Origin of the sequence: Salsuginibacillus halophilus, from assembly GCF_003014715.1 — a bacterium.
GTDB classification, from domain to species: Bacteria; Bacillota; Bacilli; order Bacillales; family Marinococcaceae; genus Salsuginibacillus; species Salsuginibacillus halophilus.
Map to the genome: position 1 here is coordinate 1 of NZ_PYAV01000020.1, position 21719 is coordinate 21719.

The following is a 21719-nucleotide window of genomic DNA, read 5'->3' on the forward strand; positions in this document are numbered from 1 at the left end:
AAAAATAAAGTTATAAATCATTGTTCAAATAAACGTTAGAAGCATCGAAAAATAATTTAAATAAACAATTATATATTCGAGCACAAGTTTATTTGTTTATTTCTTTGTATGAAGGAAAGAAGAATTGAATAAACGTTGTTTTTTTAATTTGTTTAATAGTATATAGGCGCTCGCAGGAATCAATACAGCGTAGTATTGCTGTACTTCCATCACAAGCCTTGTATAACCGCTAATTTCACCTACTTTCAAAACCACTTGTTACTTTGATAATCGAGATATTTCGTTAACCGTAACAAAGGTATAAGATTATAAATATTTGTTTCTTTTTATAAATAAAGTTTTATAAACTTAAATATACGAGTGAATATTAATATATATATTCATTCTAACCATAGAACATTTTTTCATTATTTGTTTTGTTTAAACGAAGAAAACAAGATTTCAAAGAACGTTCATTTAATAAAATCATTAAAAAAACGTAACAAAGAATATCCTGACCATAAAAAATATCGCACCCCGTTTGGAATGCGATACCCCTTAATTGGTTTTATCTGTAAGTCGGCTGTACAAGAACATCCAATCCCCTAGTGTTATTTTCTAGGTTGCGGTCACTTGATACTGACTCTAATCTCTCTGAACCTCCTAACAGGTTATGCATGTTGTACCACTCTCCGTTGATCTCGACAAATGGCATAGCGTGTGTCGCCGTTGCAAGCATCGCCGTGTTAAATCCGAACGAATCAAACAATGCCATCTTAACGTAGGAACTGGTCTGGCAGTCTGTTTTACCCTCTACCACTTGATGATACGCGGAGTAATAACCGTCCTGCATGGATACACTTTCTGCGTCACCGCCGGGTATACTACTTAACATATTTCTTAAATAGAATATTGTTTCAGCTTTCTTGTAATCATCATAGTTATTTAGATCAAAACCAAACTCATCGAAACTAGAAAATAAACTATCAGCTGATTGATTCCCTATTTGATTGTCCCTGTCTGATTTATCACTTAACTCAACATGATCCTTACCTGTTTCTAGTCTTTTGTCAAAATGGTCACTGTATATTCCACCTAGATTTCTTTCATCATCATACATAGATACACCACGGTGATCCTCTAAGTTATAAATGAAATCCTCTACGATATCCATAACCTGATCGTACTCCGCTTGGGTGGCAGAACCATACGTATGCGTACCGTGCCTCGTCTCAATCGGCTCATCCTGCGGAATACCCGTGTTAATCTCGTTGCGACCCGTCACCGTTACCCCTACAACCTGACCGCCTTTCTCCTCAAGGTTGTCGTTTAACTTGAACGCATAATCGCTTTGGTACTCCGAATGGTGAATACCTTCGCTATTAGCCTTTGACCTATCCTCTTCAAGGAAATCATTATAACGTTTCATGAAGGAAGATATCTGACCCCGCTCTAATTCAAGGTCTACCCCGAATGAATCGTATGTCTTAGGTGCATCACCACTGCTATCAGTCATGCCGTTGGTAATATCATCTTCATACATCCAGTCTACCGCTTCCTCGAGGTATGCAGGTCTGTCTTTGTACATAGACACCATTGCCCTCGCTAAATCACCTCTCGTCACTGTCTGTTCCGGGTTTTTAAACTCATGCCGTGAAATACCATTGTCATAAGCCATACCATAAGCATTACCCGACCAATGATTCACAGAAGATGTATAACCGCTTAATTCATCACGGTCAAGATTACGCATCATAATGGTTAACATTTCACCCTCGGATAAATCCCCCTCCGGATACAACCAATCTCCCTGCTGCTGTGTCTGTGGGTGCAGGTCATAACCGCTGATCAAATCATTCTCCATGGCCCACACAATATCATCAGACCAATACTCGCCTTCCGAGAAATCTTCATAGCTATGCGGATTCACCGACTGCTCACTTTTAATATCTGATTCAGCTGCAGCTTCGTTAACAGCACCGCCACCAGCATAAATCAAACCTGAAGCAAGTACAGTACCGCACAGAGCATTCGCCATAAACCACTTGTTCATTACAGTAGCCCCTCTCTAGCTTTATGTATGAAATTTTTTAGTAAAGATCCCTGTCCCAAAAATATGTTATAAGACTTTTGCACTTGTTATTTTCTTCATCGTAACAATTTTAAAACATAAAGTAACTAGGCTTTCCAGGATTTCGTTGTAATTCCTTTCAATTATGATACACTTAATCTAACCGTTACGTTTTTATATATTTATTTGAATAAAACGTAACAAACAATGTTTGCCATCTTGGAAAGAAAGCGGTGGTTGTATGACGTTCAGTTCGATCCCCGAATTGTACAGGGAAAAGCAGAACCTCTCTGCCAGCAGCAGCGATTACAAAATCCGTCCTGGGAGGCTTGTACGTACGCATGAAGAGCTCCCGGCCCACTACACCTTCAGCGAGATTGAAAACACTGTCTATTTTAAAGAGACTGCTGTACCTAACTTTGCCACTCACTTTGCGAAAAACGAGCTGTTACCTGCAGTTGTCCTCGATAGTGAAGAAGCTTTAGTTGAAAATGATGTATTAAGAGGACAGATGTACGGTCATAAATTGGGCGTTACAGCTTTAGCGTTTGCCAACCTGCACACAGAATCAGACATTGAAGCGTTCGCACAAACATACGGTCTGCTCGGTGTGCGACAGCAAGAATCTTTCAAGCTTGAGTCATGCCTCAGCCTTTTTGAACCGGTATCTTTTTGGAAAAAAGAAATGAAAGAGTTTCAACGAATGCTTAAGCTGTATAAGTTTCACTTGGATCAACTTGAAGAACGTGATATCTATAAAAGCGGTAACTACAGGATCACAACGGTTGAATATAGTGGAGGCACCGAAACTCACCTTACATGGTTCGATGGTAAATTTTTTTACTATGATAAAGAGCTTCGAACCTTAAGGGATGAGTTTAAAAACCCGATCGGGATCAGTTTGGCTTCGTATATTGTCTCATCATATATATCGCTCGATTTAAAAATGAGCGGTATAATTCATCCTGCTGCAGAGCAGAAAATGAGAGCCCGCAATGATAAGTACAAAGAGGATCTGAGGACATCCACCCTACTTTCAGCCATTTATATCGACTTATGGGAAATGATGAAGCGTGGGACTCCTATCGAATACTGCCACTATGAGGCGTGTCGTACAGTGTTTCAGCCGGCAAACAAACGTCAGCGATTCTGCTCAAATGCCTGCAAACAGGCGAATTACCGTAAAAAACAAAGCTAATTCTTTATAAAAAATATAGAAAACAACCTTTCTTCGTTTCTTCAAACATTGGTTTCACTGCTGCTGTTTGATATAATGAGGGAGGAACTACCGGATAAACGGCGAAGATATTGATTATGAAATCTGTTTCTGTTTATTTCTTCGTACGTTGTTAAGAAGAAACCTTGTTTTGTAGAAAGAAGGGTTGTTATGTCGAAGCGTATCGTAATGGGGATTCAAAAGGGAGGCTGCGGTAAGAGCACAACAGCCGGCGTCCTCGCTCACCTTTTGGCACGTGACGGCTATAAAGTGCTGGCAGTGGATCTCGACTCACAGGGGAACTTAACCGAGCTTCTTTCCCAGCAGCCGTCAAACGAGTTTGTGGAGCACTCTGTACTTGAAGCGATGCAGTATAAGGATCCTGAATCCTACATCGTTAATCTCAGCGGAAACATTGATCTGCTCGCTGCCAACAACTTTTTGGCCACTTTCCCTCGCTGGTTATACACGGGGGTATCTTATACGGATGAAAAGATTCCGTACCGCGGCAATCCGAGCCTGCTGTTAAATGAAGTGCTCAAACAGGTGGATGAAACATACGACTATATCGTGATGGACACACCGCCGTCATTGAGTGAGCAGACGACAAATGCACTCTGTGCAAGTGATTATGTCGTTGTGATGTATGAGTGCTCGAACTGGTGTTATTCAGCCATCCCGAACTTCCTTGATTCAGTAGAAGCAGCAGACCGGGTGACACCACACGACTTAAAGATTGCCGGCATACTGCGCACGATGAATGATGTCCGCCGTAATGATGCCAAAGCATTTAATGAAATGATTGCGGAAGACTACCCTGATCTTGTCTTTCCTACGATCATTACCCGCCGTGCCCCGACCGGCCGGCTTGCCTTGTACGGCTTTGAAGAAAATCCTGAGTTGAAGAATGCACTTGAACAATACGAAAGCTTTTATGAGGAGCTGATGCAGCGTGTCCAACAAAGTGGATGATATTAAAAACCGTAAGCGTAACCAGAGTAACGTTTCTCCGTCTGAAGCATTAAACCAGCCGATTGATCCTGAAGAGACTGTTGAAGAAGAAAACGTTTCTAGAAAGGAAGGAAAGAAGATGACAACGAATCAAACAACCAAGATTGAAAGAAAGCGTGTTTCCTTTGACTTAAGAACTGACCTGCACAAACGAATGAAGATGCAGGCGCTTCAAGAAGAACGTAATATCTATGAGATTATCGAAGAAGCTGTTGAAGCGTACCTTGAGGAGAATGAGTAAATAAATTTTAGCTGCAGCTGGCATAGGAGCTGCAGTTGTTTTTTATCTTAAGTTATTTAATATTAAATTAAATTAGTATCCCCTTAGCTTAGAAAATGAAGTATTTAAATAAAAGCGGAAAGTTTCTTCGCTTTTGTTTTTTATTGTTTCTTGTTCAACTAACACACCCGTTTGTTTAATAAGAAATCTTCTTAATCGAAAAACTCCATATGTTTTTTCTCTTGTTTGTAGTAATCCAATCTATCTTGTAGTGTACCTGTATGAAGTTCAAATTTGTGACCATCTGGGTCTGTAAAATAAATGGACTTTCTGTCTCTTTCATCTCTTGGACGACCTGATAAAATGTTCACATTTAATCTTCTTAGCTTCTCATACATTTCATCAAAGTTGTCTTCTTCAATTGAGAATGCAATGTGTGTATAGGATTGGTGTATTTCATTACGAGGTATATCTGCCTCAACATTAAGTGCAAGCCACATTCCATTTAAATCAAAGTATGCAGTGTTTCTACCTTTTACTAACAAATCAGCATCAAATACATCTTTATAAAATTTAATAGAAGTTTCTAAATCAGAAACTGAAAATAGAAAATGATTAACCCCTTTTATCGACATAGTATCACCCCAATAAAAATAGTACTTTATACTCGACCATGACAGAAATCCTCTTATGGTATTCTCCCCGTTAGTTTAAGTACATCCTTTCACAATCTCTTTCCTGGTTTTAACATATCAACCTGCTCTTTAGTGTAACTTTTTTAGCTTAATTCATCCAGGTAAGGTTGAAGGTGTCTCGAAGTCAGCCCATGAAAAGTACCGCCTACAAGTGTATTAGTATTTGATAACACTGTATGAAGTCATCTGAGGTGGTCAGGATTTTTCTTGGGATTATATACTAGGAATTGGAGTTTATAACCCCTGCCATCCAACTTTCTATATGAACGACAACCATCGCTGATAATAGTTGAGCCGCAGTTGATTTGACGTTCTGCAAAATCAATCAAAGTCTTGCTTTTGATATTTGGAATGACTTCCATTTTTAAATTATTGCGATCATATCATCCTTTCAAAGCTATTATAAGAACTAATACTTTTATAATTAATTTGGTTCAAAACCTTTTATGTGTTTCGCACACCCCTTGTTCAAACAGTCATTGTTCCACTTCGCCCCGTAAAATTCCGGAGAATAGGTGTTTATAAAGCTGCCTTAACTCATAAAATTCCGGAAAATATAAGTTATTGAACATAAATCTCCGGACGGATTTTGATGCAAGAAGATGTAACCTTATAGATCGCTCTTATCCACGTACTTATACACTTAATCAACAGTATTCAACATAATATGTCCGATTTTTTATGAGTCTTGTGCTGGTTATCCCGAGTGGAACAGCTGTAAATAGCTTCGGTACCTTTAGCCGGTGTTTGCTGGGAGCTGATGAGATTGCTCAAATCATCATTGGCGGGTGAATTGTTGTATAATCTTGCAGTTAAAGAGAGTGGTCGAGGGTGTGCGTATGAGAAGAAATAGAACGATATACGAAAAGGTTCTAGTTTGCTCCACGACAAACAGCCCCCGGCCGCAGATTCATTTCAGCGGGAGGGCTTGATTTTATATGGCAGGAGCCGGCTGCTTCACCGGCTGAAACTTAAGGGTCTCGTCACACTCGAACTCGATAAACTGCTCAAGCGGGAGCTGCGGTTGTGCTTTCACTGTACCGTCTGCAAGCTCGTAAATAAAGTCGCAGAAATCCCCTTCGCTTTGATAGAAGCGGGCGTCGCTGTCAACAGCATTAAGAAGCTGTTGTTCATGATACCTATAGACTTCCGGGTTCAGCTGCACCGCCCAGGCCATATTACGGGCTGAACGGACGAATACGCTCTCGTTGTAATCGTTAACGGCCGTATATGCTTCAATACTGTAGCGATCCGTCGGCAGGTACGTACGTGTAACGCTGTCGGAAGCTGCGCGGAACATTGCTTTTAACTCACGGTCGTTGTACCAGCTGAAGTGGTTGGCAAACGTAAACAGCCGCTGTTCCGGATCATCTTCACCCGGATTTACGATGTAATGACCGATGCCTGCCTCATAGGCAAGATCAATGATTCGGTTTTCCCGTACTTGCCGGGCTTCTTTTTTCAAGAAGTGTGCCAGATGTTTCGGATAAAAGCCGTGGTACTGAGCGTGCTGAAGCACCCGGCGTAGGATCTGCCGGATCAGGCGGTGGCCGGAGGACTTCAGCGTATTAATGAGCAGATTCATATCCTGTTCGAGCTCTCCGATCCCGAGCTGCTGAAGCACCCGGCGGATAAAAGCCGCTTTGCGCGGATAACGCTCTGGTGGGTCCAGCGGCTCACGGAGGCGCTCGCCGTCTGCATTGATGAGCATGTCCTGTGGTACTGCAAGGTAAGCTTTATGTGCGGCGCCTTTGCGGTACTCAAGTTTACTTACCCGGAGAAAGCTGGCTTCAGTTAATTCATTTAGACAAGCCTGAACCTGATTCGCCTGGTTCTTATTTAAAAGGTGCATTAAGCCTCTGTCTCCGCGGATGTTGCGGAAGATAAAGCTGTTATTTCCCTGCTGCATGGCGGTTAAGAGAAACAGTTTTCGCGCTGCAAGCGTCAGCTGACTAAACTTTTCAGCAAAAACGACGGGAGAAAGTGCCACGTAGCGGTGCGGTGTACCATCGTCTTTTGCAAAGTGATTCAGCTGATACGTCGTTTCGCCGGTGATGTCGTTTTCATAGCGGTGCACAAGCCCGCGTGCGATAAACTTATCAAGCGACATATAAAGCTGGCTCCGGCTCGCCGGTTTTTCAAACCATCTCCCGGCAGCTTCAGCGATCCGGTGGAATTTCGTTTCGCGGATCACACCGTTTGTATTGCACACTTTATGTAAAAGCAGCATGAGGTCAATATCTGTGCGGGTGACGTGGTACAGCGAACGATCCATCCCGCACTCCGGTGCAACGGCCATCAGCTCCTGCCAGAATGGAAAGCTAACTGCCACCGCTGTTGTCGCCTGTCCGTTCATCCCCTGCTCATTGTGCAGAATCATACCACGTCACCTCCTTCGAAAAAGTCGTTGCACTTATTATATCATCCGGTGCATTTCAAAAATGGCGCTCTTAAAGGGTGAAATGCACCGGTGCAATCTGCTGAATCCCTTGGCATATATAGGCTGGAAAATTCCTTAAAATTTTTTCGTGTGCAGGGCAGTAATAAAAAAACGGGGGTATTTTACCATATATTATGAAAAAACAGTGCGTTTCCGGATGAAATTCATCATTGTCAGTTGATGTCGAATGTTCTGCAACCCCTATCGAAACAGATGTTACGGAGATTTTATGAGCTGAATCGTGTGCAGGGCAGTAACGAAAATCGTGTGCAGGGCAGTAATAAACGTTGTAACCCTTGATATGTAAGGGATACAGCGATCGTGTACAGGGCAGTAATAAACAATGCACCGAAGAAGGTAGTCAGCGGCAGCACTGGGTGGTGTGCAGAGGAGTAATAAAAGAACAGCCCTCTGATAATAGGGATCAAGACGTGTGCAGGGCGGTAATAAATGAAGAACACTATTATATCAGGTGTAAGGCGTGTGCAGGGTGGTAATAAACAGTGCACCGGCAAAGCCAGTCGGTGAAAGAACTGCGTGGTGTGCAGGGGAGTAATAAATGAAGAATACTATGATGGCAGGGGCTAAGGCGTGTGCGGAGCAGTAATAAATGTAGGATACTATGATGTCAGGGGATAAGGCGTGTGCAGGGCGGTAATAAACAGTGCACCGGCAAAGCCAGTCGGTGAAAGCACTGCGTGGTGTGCAGGGCAGTAATAAACCTCGCCTATATACTCGCCGTATGTGGCCATATATGAGATAATAAATGCAATATATAAACGTGAGCTAGACCTATAGAGAAAGGTGGAAAAGGCGTGAACCTTGCGGAGTTTGAAAGTGTGGCAAAACAGTTGTTTCAAGAAAATGAAGCCATCCATGAGCAGTGGTCACGTATCTTTTCCGAAGTATCGACTGCAGCTGAAGCAAGAGAAAGCTCTAGATCTCTTATGGCGCTCTATACGCTGATTACAACGGTTGAGCATGAAAAACAAGCCCCTGCAGAAGATGCATTATTGTATAAGGATCAGCTGGAACATCTGTTGAAGCCATACGTGGATGATGATGCAATAACTCAGACGAAGAAGGAAATAATTGAAGAGCTGCAGCACTCGGAGATAATGGAATCTGGTTCATTCAGTTCGTACCAACAGATGCGGGAATCGATCAGCATGAATAAATTTAAAAATGGCGAAAAGCTCGAACCGGTGGAGATTGATGTGGGCAACCAGCGGCACGTTGCCGAGATCCGGACCGAAAAAGGCAGCGGTGTGATGCTGAACAATGCTGAAGCAGCACAGTGGGAGCAGCTTGTTACCTCCGCAATCACGTCCATGGATGATTTAACAGCAGACGCTTTTGATGTGATTTCACTGCTCTGGATGAAGCAGGCTGAGCACCCTGCCGATATGATCCATTTCAGCCATGAAGATGTGTTGGAAATGCGTGGGCTTGAGAAAGCTACATCAGCATCCGGACGGCAGTATTACCAAAAGAAGCACCGTGATGCTGTGATGGAGCGTTTGACTGCTTTAACGTCCATTTGGATACATGCGGAAGAAGATGAAGATGTAGAGCTTGTTGATGATGATGAAGCGTCGAACTATAAGAAAGCGAAACTTAAGCGTCTGTTCCAAATTGATAACGTAACCGTTGCACGGGAGCGGAAGACAGATGAAATGGTCGGCATATATGAATGCGATATACGACCGTCTGATCTGCTGGCAGGCTACTTGCGGGGCTCGGAAAAGACAACCGGTGTCTTGTCGATGAAAGCCCTGCAGTACAACCCAAACACAGAAAAGTATCAGAAGCGGCTTACGCGTTATCTGTCATGGCAGTGGCGTATCCGTTCCAGCAGCGGCCGGAAGAATTACGAGCGCCCCTTCACGATCGGTGGCAAGCGCGGGCTGCTCTCGGTAATCGGCTTTGAAACAGGAAACACAAAGCCTCAGCGTATTAAAGAGCGATTCGAGAAAGTGCTGGATAAACTGCTCGCTGATAATGTAATTGCAGGATGGCGGTATGAAGAAATCGATGAATCCAGGATCGGTCAGCAGAATCCGGGCTGGCTCGAAAACTACTGGATGAAACTAAAGATCATCATAGAACCGCCGGTGGATGTCAAACAAGCGCTGAATTCTCCTATGCTGCACGGTGATAAAGAAATGCAGAAGCTTGGCCAGCAGCTGGATTTGAACCCGAAGCACACCGGAGAACAGCTCAATCTCGGCCTAGAAAAAGAAGCAGAAGAGGAAACGATCGTTACCCCGGACAACCTGCGGATAACACGGAAGAATCTCGGTAAGTCGCTGAAACAGACGGCACGCGAGATTGGCGTGGCTCACACGACGCTTTCCAGGTTCGAGCAGGGACGGAGCAAACAACCCTACCGGAACAGCCGAGAGAAAATCGAAGCGTGGCTGAAGGAGTATATGGAAGAATGAAAGGATGGTTGAATCCATCCTTTTTTATATCAATAAACGAACGAAGAAACGTTCTTTTAAACGAAACAAGTAATAATGGTATGTTCAATATTACTTAAAGAAACACAGCGAGCGAGCTTGTTGCAACAAAACCTTTAGCCCGCCGTTAAATTATATGCTTTTGTTGATGAGAAATCCCGTCAACATAGTAGTTTCAGGTTTGTTAAGCTTGTTGCACTTTATAACTTTTGTGACAATGGCTTACACATTTTGTTGCACTTCCATCCCTAAGCGCGATCCTTGCCGGTTGGGTGGCTGCGTGTGCTAGGCTCGTCTGCCGGAAAGGCGGGCGTGTTGTTGAGCCCGCTTTCCGCAGGAGCCGAAACGCACACGCGGATCAGCCGCTACGGAACCGACCGGCAAGGAGGAAAGCAAAGGGACCTATGCTTAAGCATTCCCCAGCAGGTGGCACATCACCAGCCGGCCCGACAAAGCCCGGAGCGAATGCGGTACGCATGAGCCGGCTGCGGCGGAGGGACGGCGGTCTATAAGGTAGAAAATATAAAAACAAAGTGATTTCGTTATTTGAATAAAGGAATATCGTTAGAAAGAAATAAAACAGTAAACATACACCTTTGGTAAATTTCATTAGCCCAGCGTTAGCTAGTTTCCTGTTAACCGGTACTGTGGAGTGGTAAAGAGCAGGGTAGATTTCCTTTAACGAAAAAGTGCCACCCTTCTCAAATCTAAGAAAGTAGCACTTATGCTTAAGCTAACATCATGTTTCACCTGTTAATAGTACGAGTTGGTCAATGAAAAAGAAAGTGACGACTAGTATTAAGATGGAGAGTAAGATGCGGTTCCCTTCTCGGCGCAAGAGAGAAGCAAATACATACAGGCAGAGAAAAAAAGATCCGGCAGCTGATAAGACATACGGCGGAAAAGTCATTAAGGGAATGAAGCGTGCGGCTATTTCAGTAAAAAGAACGAGTAGAAATAAAATAAAACTGCTCTGTTTAAGAAGTCTAAGTTTCCCGATTATCCCATTTTCCTGTATGTTGCTGTTGCCTAGAATATCAGGCAGTTTCATTTTCTCCGGTTCTTGATTAAATTGTATGTACCCCGGTTGTAGGTAAGGAGCTGTTCCATCATGTGTCTGAAATCCATAATAGAAATTTTCAACGCCAAAGGGGAAGTCGGGATAGTCTTCTGGCGGCTTCACTTCCTCAAATGAGGGAGTCAGTTCCAAATTTGCATCTACGCTGAAGGCAATTCGGTTTCCTTCACTTTCTCCAATATGCCGATTTGGTGAACCATTCACCCCCATTTGAAAAGGAAGGAACAGTCGATTGTGAAGCTTCTTTACATTATTTGCAATACTCGTATCGACCGGAAGCCATCCAAATGGTTCATAATATACTTCATTCCAAGCATGTGGACCTGCTTCATTAGCCCAAGCTCCAAATAAAGTACGAGCAGGGATACCAAGTGAACGACAATATGAAGTGAATAACAGTGAAAACTCTCCGCAGTCTCCTCGCCTTGTTTCTGACATGAAAGAAGCTCCACGCTGTTTAGGGGGATATTGATAATTCATGTGACTCACGATATGAGTATAAATCTTCTGGATCTTTTCCCACTCCGTTTTGGCACCTGCTGTTAATTTCTTCGCTTTTTGCCGCATGTCTTCATTCACTGGAGACATCACCGTAGAGCGTAGGTAAAAATCTCGTTCTTTTTCCGAGAGTGGGGAGAGGATGTTTACCGTCTCCTTTTCTTTTGAGGGTGATTTACCTTTCCAACTGAGCCGGTACAGATCGATTTCATAATTGATTGTAATTGTGTCACCCGGGTCGACATCGGCCCATAACAAATCGTGAGGGAAGCTCGATCTCGATTGTAGCAAGGAAGACACCCCGTGGCAGGTAATGTTACCCTGCGTACTCGTCTCGATCGGTTGTGGCAGCCAGTACCGAACTGTATCTGACTGCCGATTTGTAAATGACCAAATCCAGCGGCAGCGCTTAGTAAACGAACGTTCTAAAGTCTGTTTCACACGTTTTTTTTCTCCTTTCCTGGTTGCTCCCAAATTGAGCAGTTCTCTTCACAATGCCCAACTGGAATAATTTTTCTGGATGAGGCAACGTAATCGTACAAAGTTGAGCCCAAGCCTGTTTTTAAAGCAATCCATAAAATAGGTAAACTCCACCACATAAGAGGAATACGTTTAAACATCGCAAAGAAGGTGGAAAAACCTTCAGTTTGTTGTTTCTTTTCTTCAATAATACCAATCATTCGTGTATTTGCAGCTTGCGGATCGAGCTTATAAGCATTTACAACAACAGGATCTCGGAACGTTTTCAATTGAATGAGCCCGAGAGTATCGAGAGCTCGGATCCGTCTTGCAACTTGCTGACATAACGGACACCAGCTATCATAAAAAATAATCATACGTTTTCTAGTTACGAAAGTTCGTCTACGAAGAGAGCGAGTACGGTATCTCATCCAAGACAACATCAACCTTGGTATAAGGCTTATTTTATGACGTAATGCGCGGTATTCTTTATCAGAAATCAAGATGCATTCTAGTGCTATCATTATTAATGAGAACGTTACTAATCCCATTCCAAACATAATCCCTATGTGAAAAGAAAACATACATATTATAGCAATATACTTAGTATATCGATTCCAAAGCATAAATGGAAAGCCTAGCTTGATGACTATAGAAAAATACGTAGCGAACACCATCAAATATAAATTTGAAGAGAGTAGATCTTGAGCATAAGGCATTGAAAATTGTTCTACTTGCAGAATATAGTATAGAGCGGTTCCATTTTGCCACATTTCCCCCATTACCTGATAAACACCAGACATAAAGTACAAAATAATTAATTGAAAAGCGCATGCGAAGACGGCTAGGTTGTGTACCAAATTTCTAATTTTTTTGACCTCTGGGAAGGAGCTCAGCATATCTTTTCTAGTAACAGAAGAATGAATCGAAAAGTAGTGTGAAGATGCTATAAAGATAAAATAAAATAATACTATCCGCAGAATATTATCTCCGCCATCTAAAATAACACCATTCCGTTCAAATAAAGACCAAATAAAAACAAACTGAAAGATACTAGTCAGCCTGGTGCGATAACCAAGTGTGAAAAGAATAGCTACTATAATTCCAAGATGAAAAATTATATCAAAATATATGAGTGACGTATGATATGCGTATAAAGAAAAGGGTAGCGTAATAGTGGTTTCTAAGTATTCTGCATGACTTAAATAACCGCTATCATGCCAAAGTGCATACCTTTGCTGATAATGAATGAGGTATATGTATAGTGTAATAACCCCTAGGGCAATTCGTAGCAGGCTGGCACCAATCAAGAACTTTGGCTGATACAGTCCTTCTATTAAGTGTTTGTTATCCCAACGAAAAACATTCATTCGTTTCACTCTCCAATATTAATAAGGGGATGCCACTTGTGTATAAGCTTTCCATGGTAGTTCAATATAATGACTCTCAGATTCATAATCCTCATTATTTCGTTCTGAGAAAGGAACTACTTCCGTGATTTCTAACCGAAGTTGGACTTCTGCTATGTTGTTTTCTTCATGCAATCTTCCTGCCTCTGAAAATGCATATCGGTACATTTTATGTTTTGCCCTTTCTTGATGTAAATCCAAGTGATTTTCAAGATTTTCTTCTAAAATCAAATGATCTTCCTCATCATCTGTTAGGTTATCTTTAATCAAGGAACTAGTAGCGTCTTCTTGAAAGAGTGATATGACACTAGAAGTTGGAATGCGCACAAGTCGGTTATGTGGTGAGATTAAGTTCGAATGATTTTGTTCTATCATAGGAGATGTAATATCATACCAGTCGCTTTTTTCACCGTTGGCTTTTTTTATTTGCATATAAATAATTCGGTTATCAGCTACGGGGTCAGGTGCGAATAATTCCCATGTTTGGTTAAAAACAGGTTCCATGTATTGGTATACTTGGGTGTTATGTTTGGCTGAAACAGGGTTGAAAGGGATGACATCAAGCAAGGTAAACAAGAAATGTCCCACAAATACAGTAATACAAAAAAAGCTTGTTACCCTGAATACTAATTTTTTAACCATATAGTGATCCCCTTTTCAAAATGGCTAAAGTGGCATGCAACACTTCATGCCACTTTAGCATAGAGATAAAGTAAATAATGTATTAGTTGTCAAAAACAAAGTCTAAATCTGCTTCACTAGCAGCGGCTACATTCTCGCCACCGAAAGTAGTTCCTAATGTAGAGTTGTAAGCATCTGCACCAGCTGCCGCTGCTGCACCAGCTGCTGCACCACCTCCAACCCATTTAGCTCCCTTTACTGCTGCTACGCCAAGAGCTGGAACAGCTTCAGGTTCTACGGTCTCCTCTTCAAGTGTTTGTGCATCTACAGAAAGAGATTTCGCACTAAAATCCTCTGAATCTGAGGAATCGGCAGCAACTGAAGAGCCAATTGTACCGCCAATAATGCCTGTAACAGCTAGACATAGAAGAAACTTTTTCATTTAATTCACCTCCTGTACAAATATATTTCACAACAGCCATTTGATCTTTCTTCTAGTACCCGCTAAGAAGTAGGGTTATATATCTTTCAACCCCTGTTAAATGGCTATGAATGCAATATAGCATAAGCCTTAACACTATGAATTTTCGATAATAGTCTTTTAGCGACATTTAAATAATATGTAAAGGAAGATTTGCAGATAATTGTAAAAATAATATACGTTTTGTTATAAATGGTGATTGGAGCGGGGGATGACTGTAATAAAGCTATTTAATTAAGAACTTTGATATTAATCACAATTATTGAAGCAGCTCAACCAATATACCCTAGAGGGCTAAATAACAGAAAAACATTTCAGCAGGATCATCAGGATGAAATTGGGCATCTGCGCCACATAGGTTACAATAAGTCGGTTTTTAAGATGCGAAGTGAATTGATTGAAAGAAAATTTTAAGATATAAAAGAGAAGCATGATCAGCGCTGGATGAATCCTGGTGGGTTGGAGGAGAACGGGGTGTAGGTCTTAGGCGGTGCTCGTTTGTGTTGTGATGAACTTAAAGAAAATGGCCATGTGGAAATGAGAATCCACATGGCCTCGTTATTTGTTGAATTTCATTTATCTAAGTGCAGGTTTTAAAATTGATTAAACTTACATTCCCAAAGATCATAAATACTGCTGTTAGTAGTGACGTGGTGGTATGTTTGAAGGAATAATTTCGAGGACAGTATCAGACTTAATTTTTTGTTCTAGATCTACTGATGCTTCGATGGTTTGCGATTCTGAGAAAAGACCAACTCCTGCAACTAAACAAGCGGCAAGCACTGCATATTTAAATTTTTTCAATGTTAGTTCCTCCTTTAGAATTATGTATGTTTCTATTATAAGTTTATAAAGCAATTTCTGTTTTCGCTATAATAATAGATGACGTATAAATAGCTTGGGATATATTCTTTTTGCTTATATATCATTTTATAGTATACTTTTTATCATAATATGGAAAAGGGGGTTCGACAATGATGACGCAAAATTTTGAAGATATTCTAGGTTCCACACTAAGATATTTAAGGAAGCAGAAAGGAATGACACAGAAAGAATTAGCTTTAGGTGTCTGTACCCAAGCACAGATTAGTAGGATTGAAAATGGAGAAATGCTTCCGAGTGCACTTATTTGTTTTGAGCTTGTACATAAACTTGGTATGGGGATTGATTATTTTTATTCATTAGTTAAGAACCCGCGAAGTGATTATATGCTTGTTTTTAAAGAGGAAGTAGAAAGGTTGATTCAAAATAGAGACTACAAAGAACTCGATAAATTAATACAAAGTGAGAAAGCCAACCCTCTCTTTCAGAATCCGGACGATCAGCAGTTTATGTTATGGCATGAAGGCATAGCATCTTTTCATTATCATCAAGATTATAAACAGGCCTTCGCTCAATTACATGAAGCACTTTATAAAGTTATACCGTCAAATCATGAATCATTATATACCGTGCAAGAGATCAACATTGTTCACAGTCTTGGAGTCTTCTATTATGTACTAAAAGATTACGACAACGCATTAATTACTCTGGATCAAGCATTGGATTTTATAGACAAGCGCTTGATTCAACCATTAAATTCAATAAAAATACGTGTTCTATTCACCAAATCCCAAGTGTTAACAGATAAAGGTGAATATGAAGAGGCATTGAAAACTTGTGAAAAAGGGATTACATTGGCACTAAAAAACGAAACTTTCAAGTTGCTAGGGGAGTTGTACTACCAAAAGGGATATGTTGCCTTATTTCTTTCACAAAAAAATACCGCTTATAATTGTTTGGTGAGGTCTGCACAAGTCTTTGAGATAACAAACAACCCCCACATGACAGCGTATCCATATGAAATTATAAGTTCTTATGATTTAGATGAAACAAAGTAGAAGCAAACGAAATAAAAAAGTCTTTAAATAATGTTTCATCCCATAAAAATTTCAATTACTGTATTGGTTTTTTAAATAAATACAACCGGGTATTCTAATCCCAAAGTGTAGATTATTGGAGGATATGTTATGACCGACAATTTAACCCCCGAGCAGCGTACAAAAAACATGAAGGCCATAACGTCGGTATCAAAGCTGGAAGATGCGGTATGTTCGGAGTTATGGCGTCGCGGATGGCGGTGCCGGCGTAATGTAAAGAACTTAAAAGGAAAGCCCGATATCGCGGTAAAAAAGTATAAAGCAGCTGTTTTTATTGACTCCTGTTTCTGGCATGTCTGTCCGCTGCACAGTAATATTCCGAAGACAAACCGGGAGTTCTGGGAAGCGAAACTGGCGCGAAATCAAGAGCGTGACCGTGAAGTCAATGAACAGCGAGGGAGGCATTTGGTTAGCATTGTATGATCTATAACAATATTTTTATAAATAAAGAAACGTTTAAACGTTTTTATGAAGATAAGAAGAAGTGAATGGATGAACATACATGAATAAGTGAATTCATTTCTTCTCAATGCTTCACAGCAACATCCATAATCAACCATTATCCGAGTCTGAATCCTTTCAGCGATTCCTCGATCTCCTCATCAGTGATTCCGATATACCTTTTCGTAATACTGGGAGCAGAGTGGTTAAAAATACTCTGTAGCATCGCTACATCCTTCGTCTGCTTATAAAAGTGATAACCGAACGTTTTTCGCATTGTGTGGGTGCCGATGTCCTGCCGCCCGATCCAGTCCCCAGCTGACTTCAACAGGCGGTAGACCTGGGTGCTCGAAACATGGCTGCTTCCTTTTTGGGAGGGAAACAGGTAAGCGTGATCAGGTTTACCGTCGATATAGTTATCAATTTCACGACGGATGCTTTCAATTGTCACTGTCCGTTTCTTAGCCGTTTTGCCTTCCTGAATGGTGAAGCTTGATTTATCCCTTACATCAGCTACACGGATTCCTACGATATCTGAAACACGCAGGCCGGTATTGATACCGAACAAAAATAACATCACATCACGCTCCGAAAGCCAGCGCTTCTTTGGTGTCCCTTTAGCCCCCCGGCGGATCGCAATCACCATTTCTTTAATCTCATCCTCGCTTCGAAGCGGTTGAACATTAATCAGGTGCTGCTTCTTGACCATAGCTTTCACCTCTGCACATATTTAATGGAAGAAACTCGTTTAACCTCAAGATAAAACAGCTGAAATAAGCAGCTAATTGAAAAAGATATAAGCTCTTAAATAAACACTAATAAAAGTATTCTTTTGAATATTATATCATAAAACCGTACATTTAATCTTGATAATAATTAAAAACCCTGTAAAAACAGTATTTAAAAAGTACGCTATTATCTAATAAAATACATTTTAATTAATAAAATGAACTTCACTAACGAGGTTTTCCTTGATTATAAATAAAATAGGACTTGATCGTTTATAGGGTAACGATCAAGTCCTATTTCTTCATTGTTACAGATTTTCACTTTGATTATAAGGTGAGTACATCTCTGTCAGTAGCTTGATGTCTTTCGTGATTATCTAATAGCTCACGAATTGAACTAGCTACGTGCCAGGCAAGCACTGGTGGAACTGCATTTCCGACTTGCTTGTACGTATGAGTAGCAGATCCCATGAACTCAAAGTTATCAGGAAAAGATTGTAACCTAGCGCATTCTCTTACGGTTAACCTTCTCCACCCGCTCATGTCTTCTGGGGTTTCAGGGGTATAAGTTCTATAATGAGCTTCTATATTACCATGGTGTTCAGCTCTAATAGTGACAGAAGGAGCATAAGCGCTGATTTGCATATTGCCTTGTAACCTTCTTCCAGGGTAAAATTTCGCACGGGACAATTGGTTATGATTAAATATTGTCTCATCGTCTTCCCGTTGCCAAATATCATCAATAGCCTCTATAGCAGTCATCCATTCTTCTACGTGGGTAGGGCTAGGAGGGTTGTATTCTCCCATTATATCTTCTCTGATTCCAACTATGAAAACACGTTTCCTAATTTGGGGAACACCGTAGTCTGCAGCATGAAGTAGGTGGTGAGATACCCGATAGTTAATGGTTTCACTTTCATGATCTATACTACTTAAATCTTGTTTAATTGTATTTAGTACAATACCTTCATTCATGTTTACTAATCCTTCTACATTTTCGGCTACAAATACTTTCGGAGCCAAACGTTCAATAGTTTTCTTCATTTGTAGATAGAGCTTACCTCTTTGAACAGTAATCCCCTGCCTTTTTCCTGCTACACTAAAATCTTGGCAAGGAAACCCACCGATTACGATGTCGGTATCCTCAGGGTTTGGTAAACTTTCAGGAGATTTGTCCAGAAGCGATTCGATATCTTCATTCAAAATATGGTCACCTATATTTTTTCTATATGTTTCACATGCTTGAGGATATATATCGTTAGCCCAAATGATATTGAAGTCATTGCTAGGATAGTCCTTACCAAAAACATGGAATCCGCCTTGAAAACCTAGATCTAATCCTCCACACCCGCTAAATAGCGATACAATGTTCATATAAATTTCTCCTATCAATTTCAAAGTGAATCTTAAATGTTATATAATGTCTATAGTTGCATTTTGTATAGTAACCCTTAATTATATTTTATAACTCCTGTAGTTATATGTCAAGGTATGTGATGTGAATAATGATAATTTTTAAGTTAGACGATCTATTGAAACAGCTGGATTGTACAGAAAGCCGGTTATCTAAGCAATCAGGTATTAGACCGAATACAATTAATGACATGTGTCATAACAAGACTAAAAGAATCGAAATGAATACTTTAAGTTCTATATTAAAAGCGTTAAATGAAATTTCAGAAGATGATGTGTGTATTGAAGATTTAATAGAGTATGTTAAGGAGGATAAGTATGGTTGACCGAAAAACAATTGAAATTATTTTAAATGAGACAAAAAGCAAAATTGAAGAGAAAGAAGACCTATCTCAATATCAATCAGGTGAAGGATTCGAAAAGTTTGTTGTCGAAATCCTATCATCTATATCAAAACCCTATGGAATAGAAAGTATAGAACATACAGGGAAACAAGAATTTCCTGATATTATAATAGATGAAAAATTCGGTATTGAAGTTAAATTTACAAAGAGCAATAAATGGAAGGTTACAGGGAATAGTATTTTTCAAGGAACTAAGTCAAAAAATGTATCCGAAGATATTTTTCTCTTCTTTGGAAAGAAGAATAACAATCAGATCTTGGTTAAATGGGATGAGTATAGCAATTGTTTATCTACTGTTAAAGTAACTCATTCACCTAGATTTTATATTGATATGGATATCCCCGAAAATGATACAATTTTCAGTAAAGTCGATGTGGATTACAGTGACTTCACCAAGTTTAATGATGAGGAAAAAATAAAAAAAGTGAAGGACTATATGGTTAAAACTCTTTCTAAAGGTGAAAAGCTATGGTGGGTTGATGATGTTGATGATGAGGAGGCGATGAATCCTATAATAACTGAGTACAATACTCTGGATCAACAATATCAAGATATCTTGAGAGCTGAAGGATTTGTTGTATGTCCCGAAATTTTCACGGCTGAGGGATCTGGTAAGAAGGACAAATTTTCACAGTGCGCTTTATACTTCTTGGTTGAGCACCAAGTAATCAATTCGTCCCTAAGAGATACTTTTACTGCAGGTGGAAGAAAGTACATAACAATTTCAAATAGAGACATAAGAGTATCACGTGTGCTAAAAAATTTATATGATAGCGCTGATCAGGTGCGTGAATGCTTACAAGCGATTGACTTGGAAGTACTTAAAAATTACTGGCCTAATGATTTACTGGATTTCGATTCATTACAAAGAAGTAATATCGAAGATGAATGGAAAAAAGTTATTAATAAATATGGTGACGAATCTTTACCGGAAGGCTTTAAAGTTTCGGATGTTTATTGCGCAGGTCTTAGTAAATAATTATTGAGAAAGCTAGTTAAGTGAACATACTAATAAAATAATGGTGGGTTGCACATGAAAAAAGAATTTGATAGCGCTATAAGAGAACTTGTTTCCCACAATGATGATTATAGAAAACCTCGAGAGGATCTAGGTTATGCAGTTGTAAAAAGTGACCACCCTCTATATTATGCTGTAGTCAAAAATATACCATTTATATTACAAGAAGAACTAAAAAAACAAAACCTGTATAATATCGATAGCATTGATGTTAAAGGTTCTACCGGGGATGGAAAGGTTGGAGAATGCTATTGGATAGCTCTGCTCGATAAGCGAATCACTACTTCGCCTACTGAAGGTATGTATGTTGTGCTACTATTTGATGCTTCATTAGAATACTTGTATTTATCAATTGCATCGGGTACCGAAAACCTTTCTTTATCTAAAATAAAGCAACAAACTGAATTACGAAGACAACACTTTAAATCTCACATTGATAAGTTCTCAAGTTATAGTGAGTTTTATACAGAAGATATTTTTTTAGGAAGTTTACCAAGGGCTAAAAAATTCGCTGCTAGCAGTTGTCTCCATAAGGCTTACAAAGTTGAAAGCCTTGATTTCGAGGAATTGATAAATGATATCTGTTTGTTGAACGATTTGTTTTATGAGTATGTTTATGAACAATATATGAATGAAAGCTACAGTTTACAAGCTATAAATACAACAGAAACATTAAATTTCCAGACTAATACAGGAATTGATCCAAAGAAATATGCAAGCTTACGTAAGGAAAAAGAAAAACGTGATAAGGTTACAGGAGATAAAGCAGAGGAGCTTATTGTCAATAGAGAAAAACAATTGCTAGAATCGTTCGGTGAACCAGGTTTAGCAAAAAAAGTAGAGTGGGTTTCTCAGCAAAAAGATGGCTTAGGGTATGACATTAGCTCGTTTTTTCCAAGTGGGGCAGCGAAGTATATAGAAGTAAAGGGAAGTAAATTTTGGGTCTATCAATTCACTTATTATATTTCAAAAAACGAGTTAGATGTTGCTGGAGTTTTACGTGATTCATATGTCTTATGTCTAGTGAGTAATATTGGATCAACAGATAAGGACGAAATAAACATAAAAGAAATAATAGATCCAGTTGGTAAAATAAACATAACCCCGTTAAATTATGTAGGTAAACATTCTATGAACGATTAAATTAATCCGCATG

Annotated in this window: 20 protein-coding genes; 9 read left to right on the forward strand and 11 right to left on the reverse strand. The window is 40.0% G+C overall.

The genetic code is table 11. From position 1 onward, the window contains the following. Nucleotides 1-547: 547 nt before the first annotated feature. Nucleotides 548-2032, reverse strand: a complete 1485-nt coding sequence (locus tag B0H94_RS14360; protein WP_106589957.1) for a hypothetical protein — start codon at nucleotides 2030-2032, stop codon at nucleotides 548-550. Between the two features lie 259 nt (nucleotides 2033-2291). Here B0H94_RS14360 and B0H94_RS14365 point away from each other — a divergent pair, with 259 nt between their 5' ends. The 3 genes from B0H94_RS14365 to B0H94_RS14375 all read left to right on the forward strand — a co-directional run bounded on the left by B0H94_RS14365 (nucleotide 2292) and on the right by B0H94_RS14375 (nucleotide 4518). After that, nucleotides 2292-3248, forward strand: coding sequence for a hypothetical protein (locus B0H94_RS14365; protein ID WP_106589958.1), 957 nt, complete (start codon nucleotides 2292-2294; stop codon nucleotides 3246-3248). A gap of 189 nt (nucleotides 3249-3437) precedes the next feature. Continuing rightward, nucleotides 3438-4238, forward strand: coding sequence for a ParA family protein (locus B0H94_RS14370; protein ID WP_106589959.1), 801 nt, complete (start codon nucleotides 3438-3440; stop codon nucleotides 4236-4238). Next, the gene (locus B0H94_RS14375) at nucleotides 4219-4518 is read left to right on the forward strand and encodes a hypothetical protein (protein WP_106589960.1); all 300 of its coding nucleotides are present in this window, start codon (nucleotides 4219-4221) and stop codon (nucleotides 4516-4518) included. The genes B0H94_RS14370 and B0H94_RS14375 overlap by 20 nt, the downstream gene beginning before the upstream one ends. Before the next feature lie 191 nt (nucleotides 4519-4709). Here B0H94_RS14375 and fosM read toward each other — a convergent pair whose 3' ends face one another. The 3 genes from fosM to B0H94_RS14390 form a co-directional block, all read right to left on the reverse strand. Next, nucleotides 4710-5132 carry a FosM family fosfomycin resistance protein gene (gene fosM, locus B0H94_RS14380; RefSeq protein WP_106589961.1) on the reverse strand — a complete coding sequence of 141 codons (423 nt, stop codon included), beginning with the start codon at nucleotides 5130-5132 and terminating at the stop codon, nucleotides 4710-4712. A 242-nt stretch (nucleotides 5133-5374) separates the two neighbouring features. Beyond that, entirely contained in the window at nucleotides 5375-5554 is a 180-nt protein-coding gene (locus tag B0H94_RS15540) for a transposase (RefSeq protein WP_106589962.1), read from the reverse strand. Between the two features lie 572 nt (nucleotides 5555-6126). Continuing rightward, nucleotides 6127-7572: a hypothetical protein gene (locus tag B0H94_RS14390; RefSeq protein ID WP_106589963.1), complete on the reverse strand. Its 1446-nt coding sequence runs from the start codon at nucleotides 7570-7572 to the stop codon at nucleotides 6127-6129. An 875-nt stretch (nucleotides 7573-8447) separates the two neighbouring features. Here B0H94_RS14390 and B0H94_RS14395 point away from each other — a divergent pair. Further along, the gene (locus tag B0H94_RS14395) at nucleotides 8448-10076 is read left to right on the forward strand and encodes a helix-turn-helix domain-containing protein (RefSeq protein WP_106589964.1); all 1629 of its coding nucleotides are present in this window, start codon (nucleotides 8448-8450) and stop codon (nucleotides 10074-10076) included. 757 nt (nucleotides 10077-10833) lie between these two features. Here the strand turns inward: B0H94_RS14395 and B0H94_RS14400 are convergent. From B0H94_RS14400 to B0H94_RS15315, 5 genes are all read right to left on the reverse strand, one after another. Further along, complete coding sequence (locus B0H94_RS14400; RefSeq protein ID WP_106589965.1) at nucleotides 10834-12111, reverse strand: transglutaminase-like domain-containing protein; 1278 nt, start codon at nucleotides 12109-12111, stop codon at nucleotides 10834-10836. Continuing rightward, nucleotides 12108-13499: a DCC1-like thiol-disulfide oxidoreductase family protein gene (locus tag B0H94_RS14405; RefSeq protein WP_106589966.1), complete on the reverse strand. Its 1392-nt coding sequence runs from the start codon at nucleotides 13497-13499 to the stop codon at nucleotides 12108-12110. Before B0H94_RS14405 ends, B0H94_RS14400 begins: the two co-directional genes overlap by 4 nt. 18 nt (nucleotides 13500-13517) lie before the next feature. Further along, nucleotides 13518-14180: a DUF5819 family protein gene (locus tag B0H94_RS14410; protein ID WP_106589967.1), complete on the reverse strand. Its 663-nt coding sequence runs from the start codon at nucleotides 14178-14180 to the stop codon at nucleotides 13518-13520. 82 nt (nucleotides 14181-14262) lie between these two features. Continuing rightward, complete coding sequence (locus B0H94_RS14415) at nucleotides 14263-14601, reverse strand: hypothetical protein (RefSeq protein ID WP_106589968.1); 339 nt, start codon at nucleotides 14599-14601, stop codon at nucleotides 14263-14265. A 678-nt stretch (nucleotides 14602-15279) separates the two neighbouring features. Further along, nucleotides 15280-15444 (reverse strand): hypothetical protein, encoded by a 165-nt coding sequence (locus B0H94_RS15315; RefSeq protein WP_181315432.1) that lies wholly within the window; start codon nucleotides 15442-15444, stop codon nucleotides 15280-15282. Nucleotides 15445-15614: 170 nt separating this feature from the next. On the opposite strand from B0H94_RS15315, the gene B0H94_RS14420 reads away from it, so the two are divergent. Beyond that, complete coding sequence (locus B0H94_RS14420) at nucleotides 15615-16520, forward strand: helix-turn-helix domain-containing protein (protein ID WP_106589969.1); 906 nt, start codon at nucleotides 15615-15617, stop codon at nucleotides 16518-16520. Between the two features lie 129 nt (nucleotides 16521-16649). Further along, nucleotides 16650-16982 carry a very short patch repair endonuclease gene (locus B0H94_RS14425; protein ID WP_106589970.1) on the forward strand — a complete coding sequence of 111 codons (333 nt, stop codon included), beginning with the start codon at nucleotides 16650-16652 and terminating at the stop codon, nucleotides 16980-16982. A gap of 136 nt (nucleotides 16983-17118) precedes the next feature. Here B0H94_RS14425 and B0H94_RS14430 read toward each other — a convergent pair whose 3' ends face one another. Both B0H94_RS14430 and B0H94_RS14435 read right to left on the reverse strand, forming a co-directional pair. Next, nucleotides 17119-17709: a tyrosine-type recombinase/integrase gene (locus B0H94_RS14430; RefSeq protein ID WP_106589971.1), complete on the reverse strand. Its 591-nt coding sequence runs from the start codon at nucleotides 17707-17709 to the stop codon at nucleotides 17119-17121. Between the two features lie 346 nt (nucleotides 17710-18055). Further along, on the reverse strand, nucleotides 18056-19102 hold the full coding sequence (locus tag B0H94_RS14435) for a DNA cytosine methyltransferase (RefSeq protein ID WP_106589972.1): 1047 nt from the start codon (nucleotides 19100-19102) through the stop codon (nucleotides 18056-18058). A 131-nt stretch (nucleotides 19103-19233) separates the two neighbouring features. Between B0H94_RS14435 and B0H94_RS14440 the strand changes: the two genes are divergently transcribed. From B0H94_RS14440 to B0H94_RS14450, 3 genes are read left to right on the forward strand one after another with little or no spacing between them, the layout of a single operon-like run. Then, nucleotides 19234-19467: a helix-turn-helix domain-containing protein gene (locus B0H94_RS14440; RefSeq protein ID WP_106589973.1), complete on the forward strand. Its 234-nt coding sequence runs from the start codon at nucleotides 19234-19236 to the stop codon at nucleotides 19465-19467. Beyond that, nucleotides 19460-20524, forward strand: a complete 1065-nt coding sequence (locus B0H94_RS14445) for a hypothetical protein (RefSeq protein ID WP_106589974.1) — start codon at nucleotides 19460-19462, stop codon at nucleotides 20522-20524. Before B0H94_RS14440 ends, B0H94_RS14445 begins: the two co-directional genes overlap by 8 nt. Before the next feature lie 54 nt (nucleotides 20525-20578). Further along, nucleotides 20579-21706 (forward strand): MrcB family domain-containing protein, encoded by a 1128-nt coding sequence (locus B0H94_RS14450; RefSeq protein WP_106589975.1) that lies wholly within the window; start codon nucleotides 20579-20581, stop codon nucleotides 21704-21706. The last annotated feature ends 13 nt before the right edge of the window (nucleotides 21707-21719 follow it).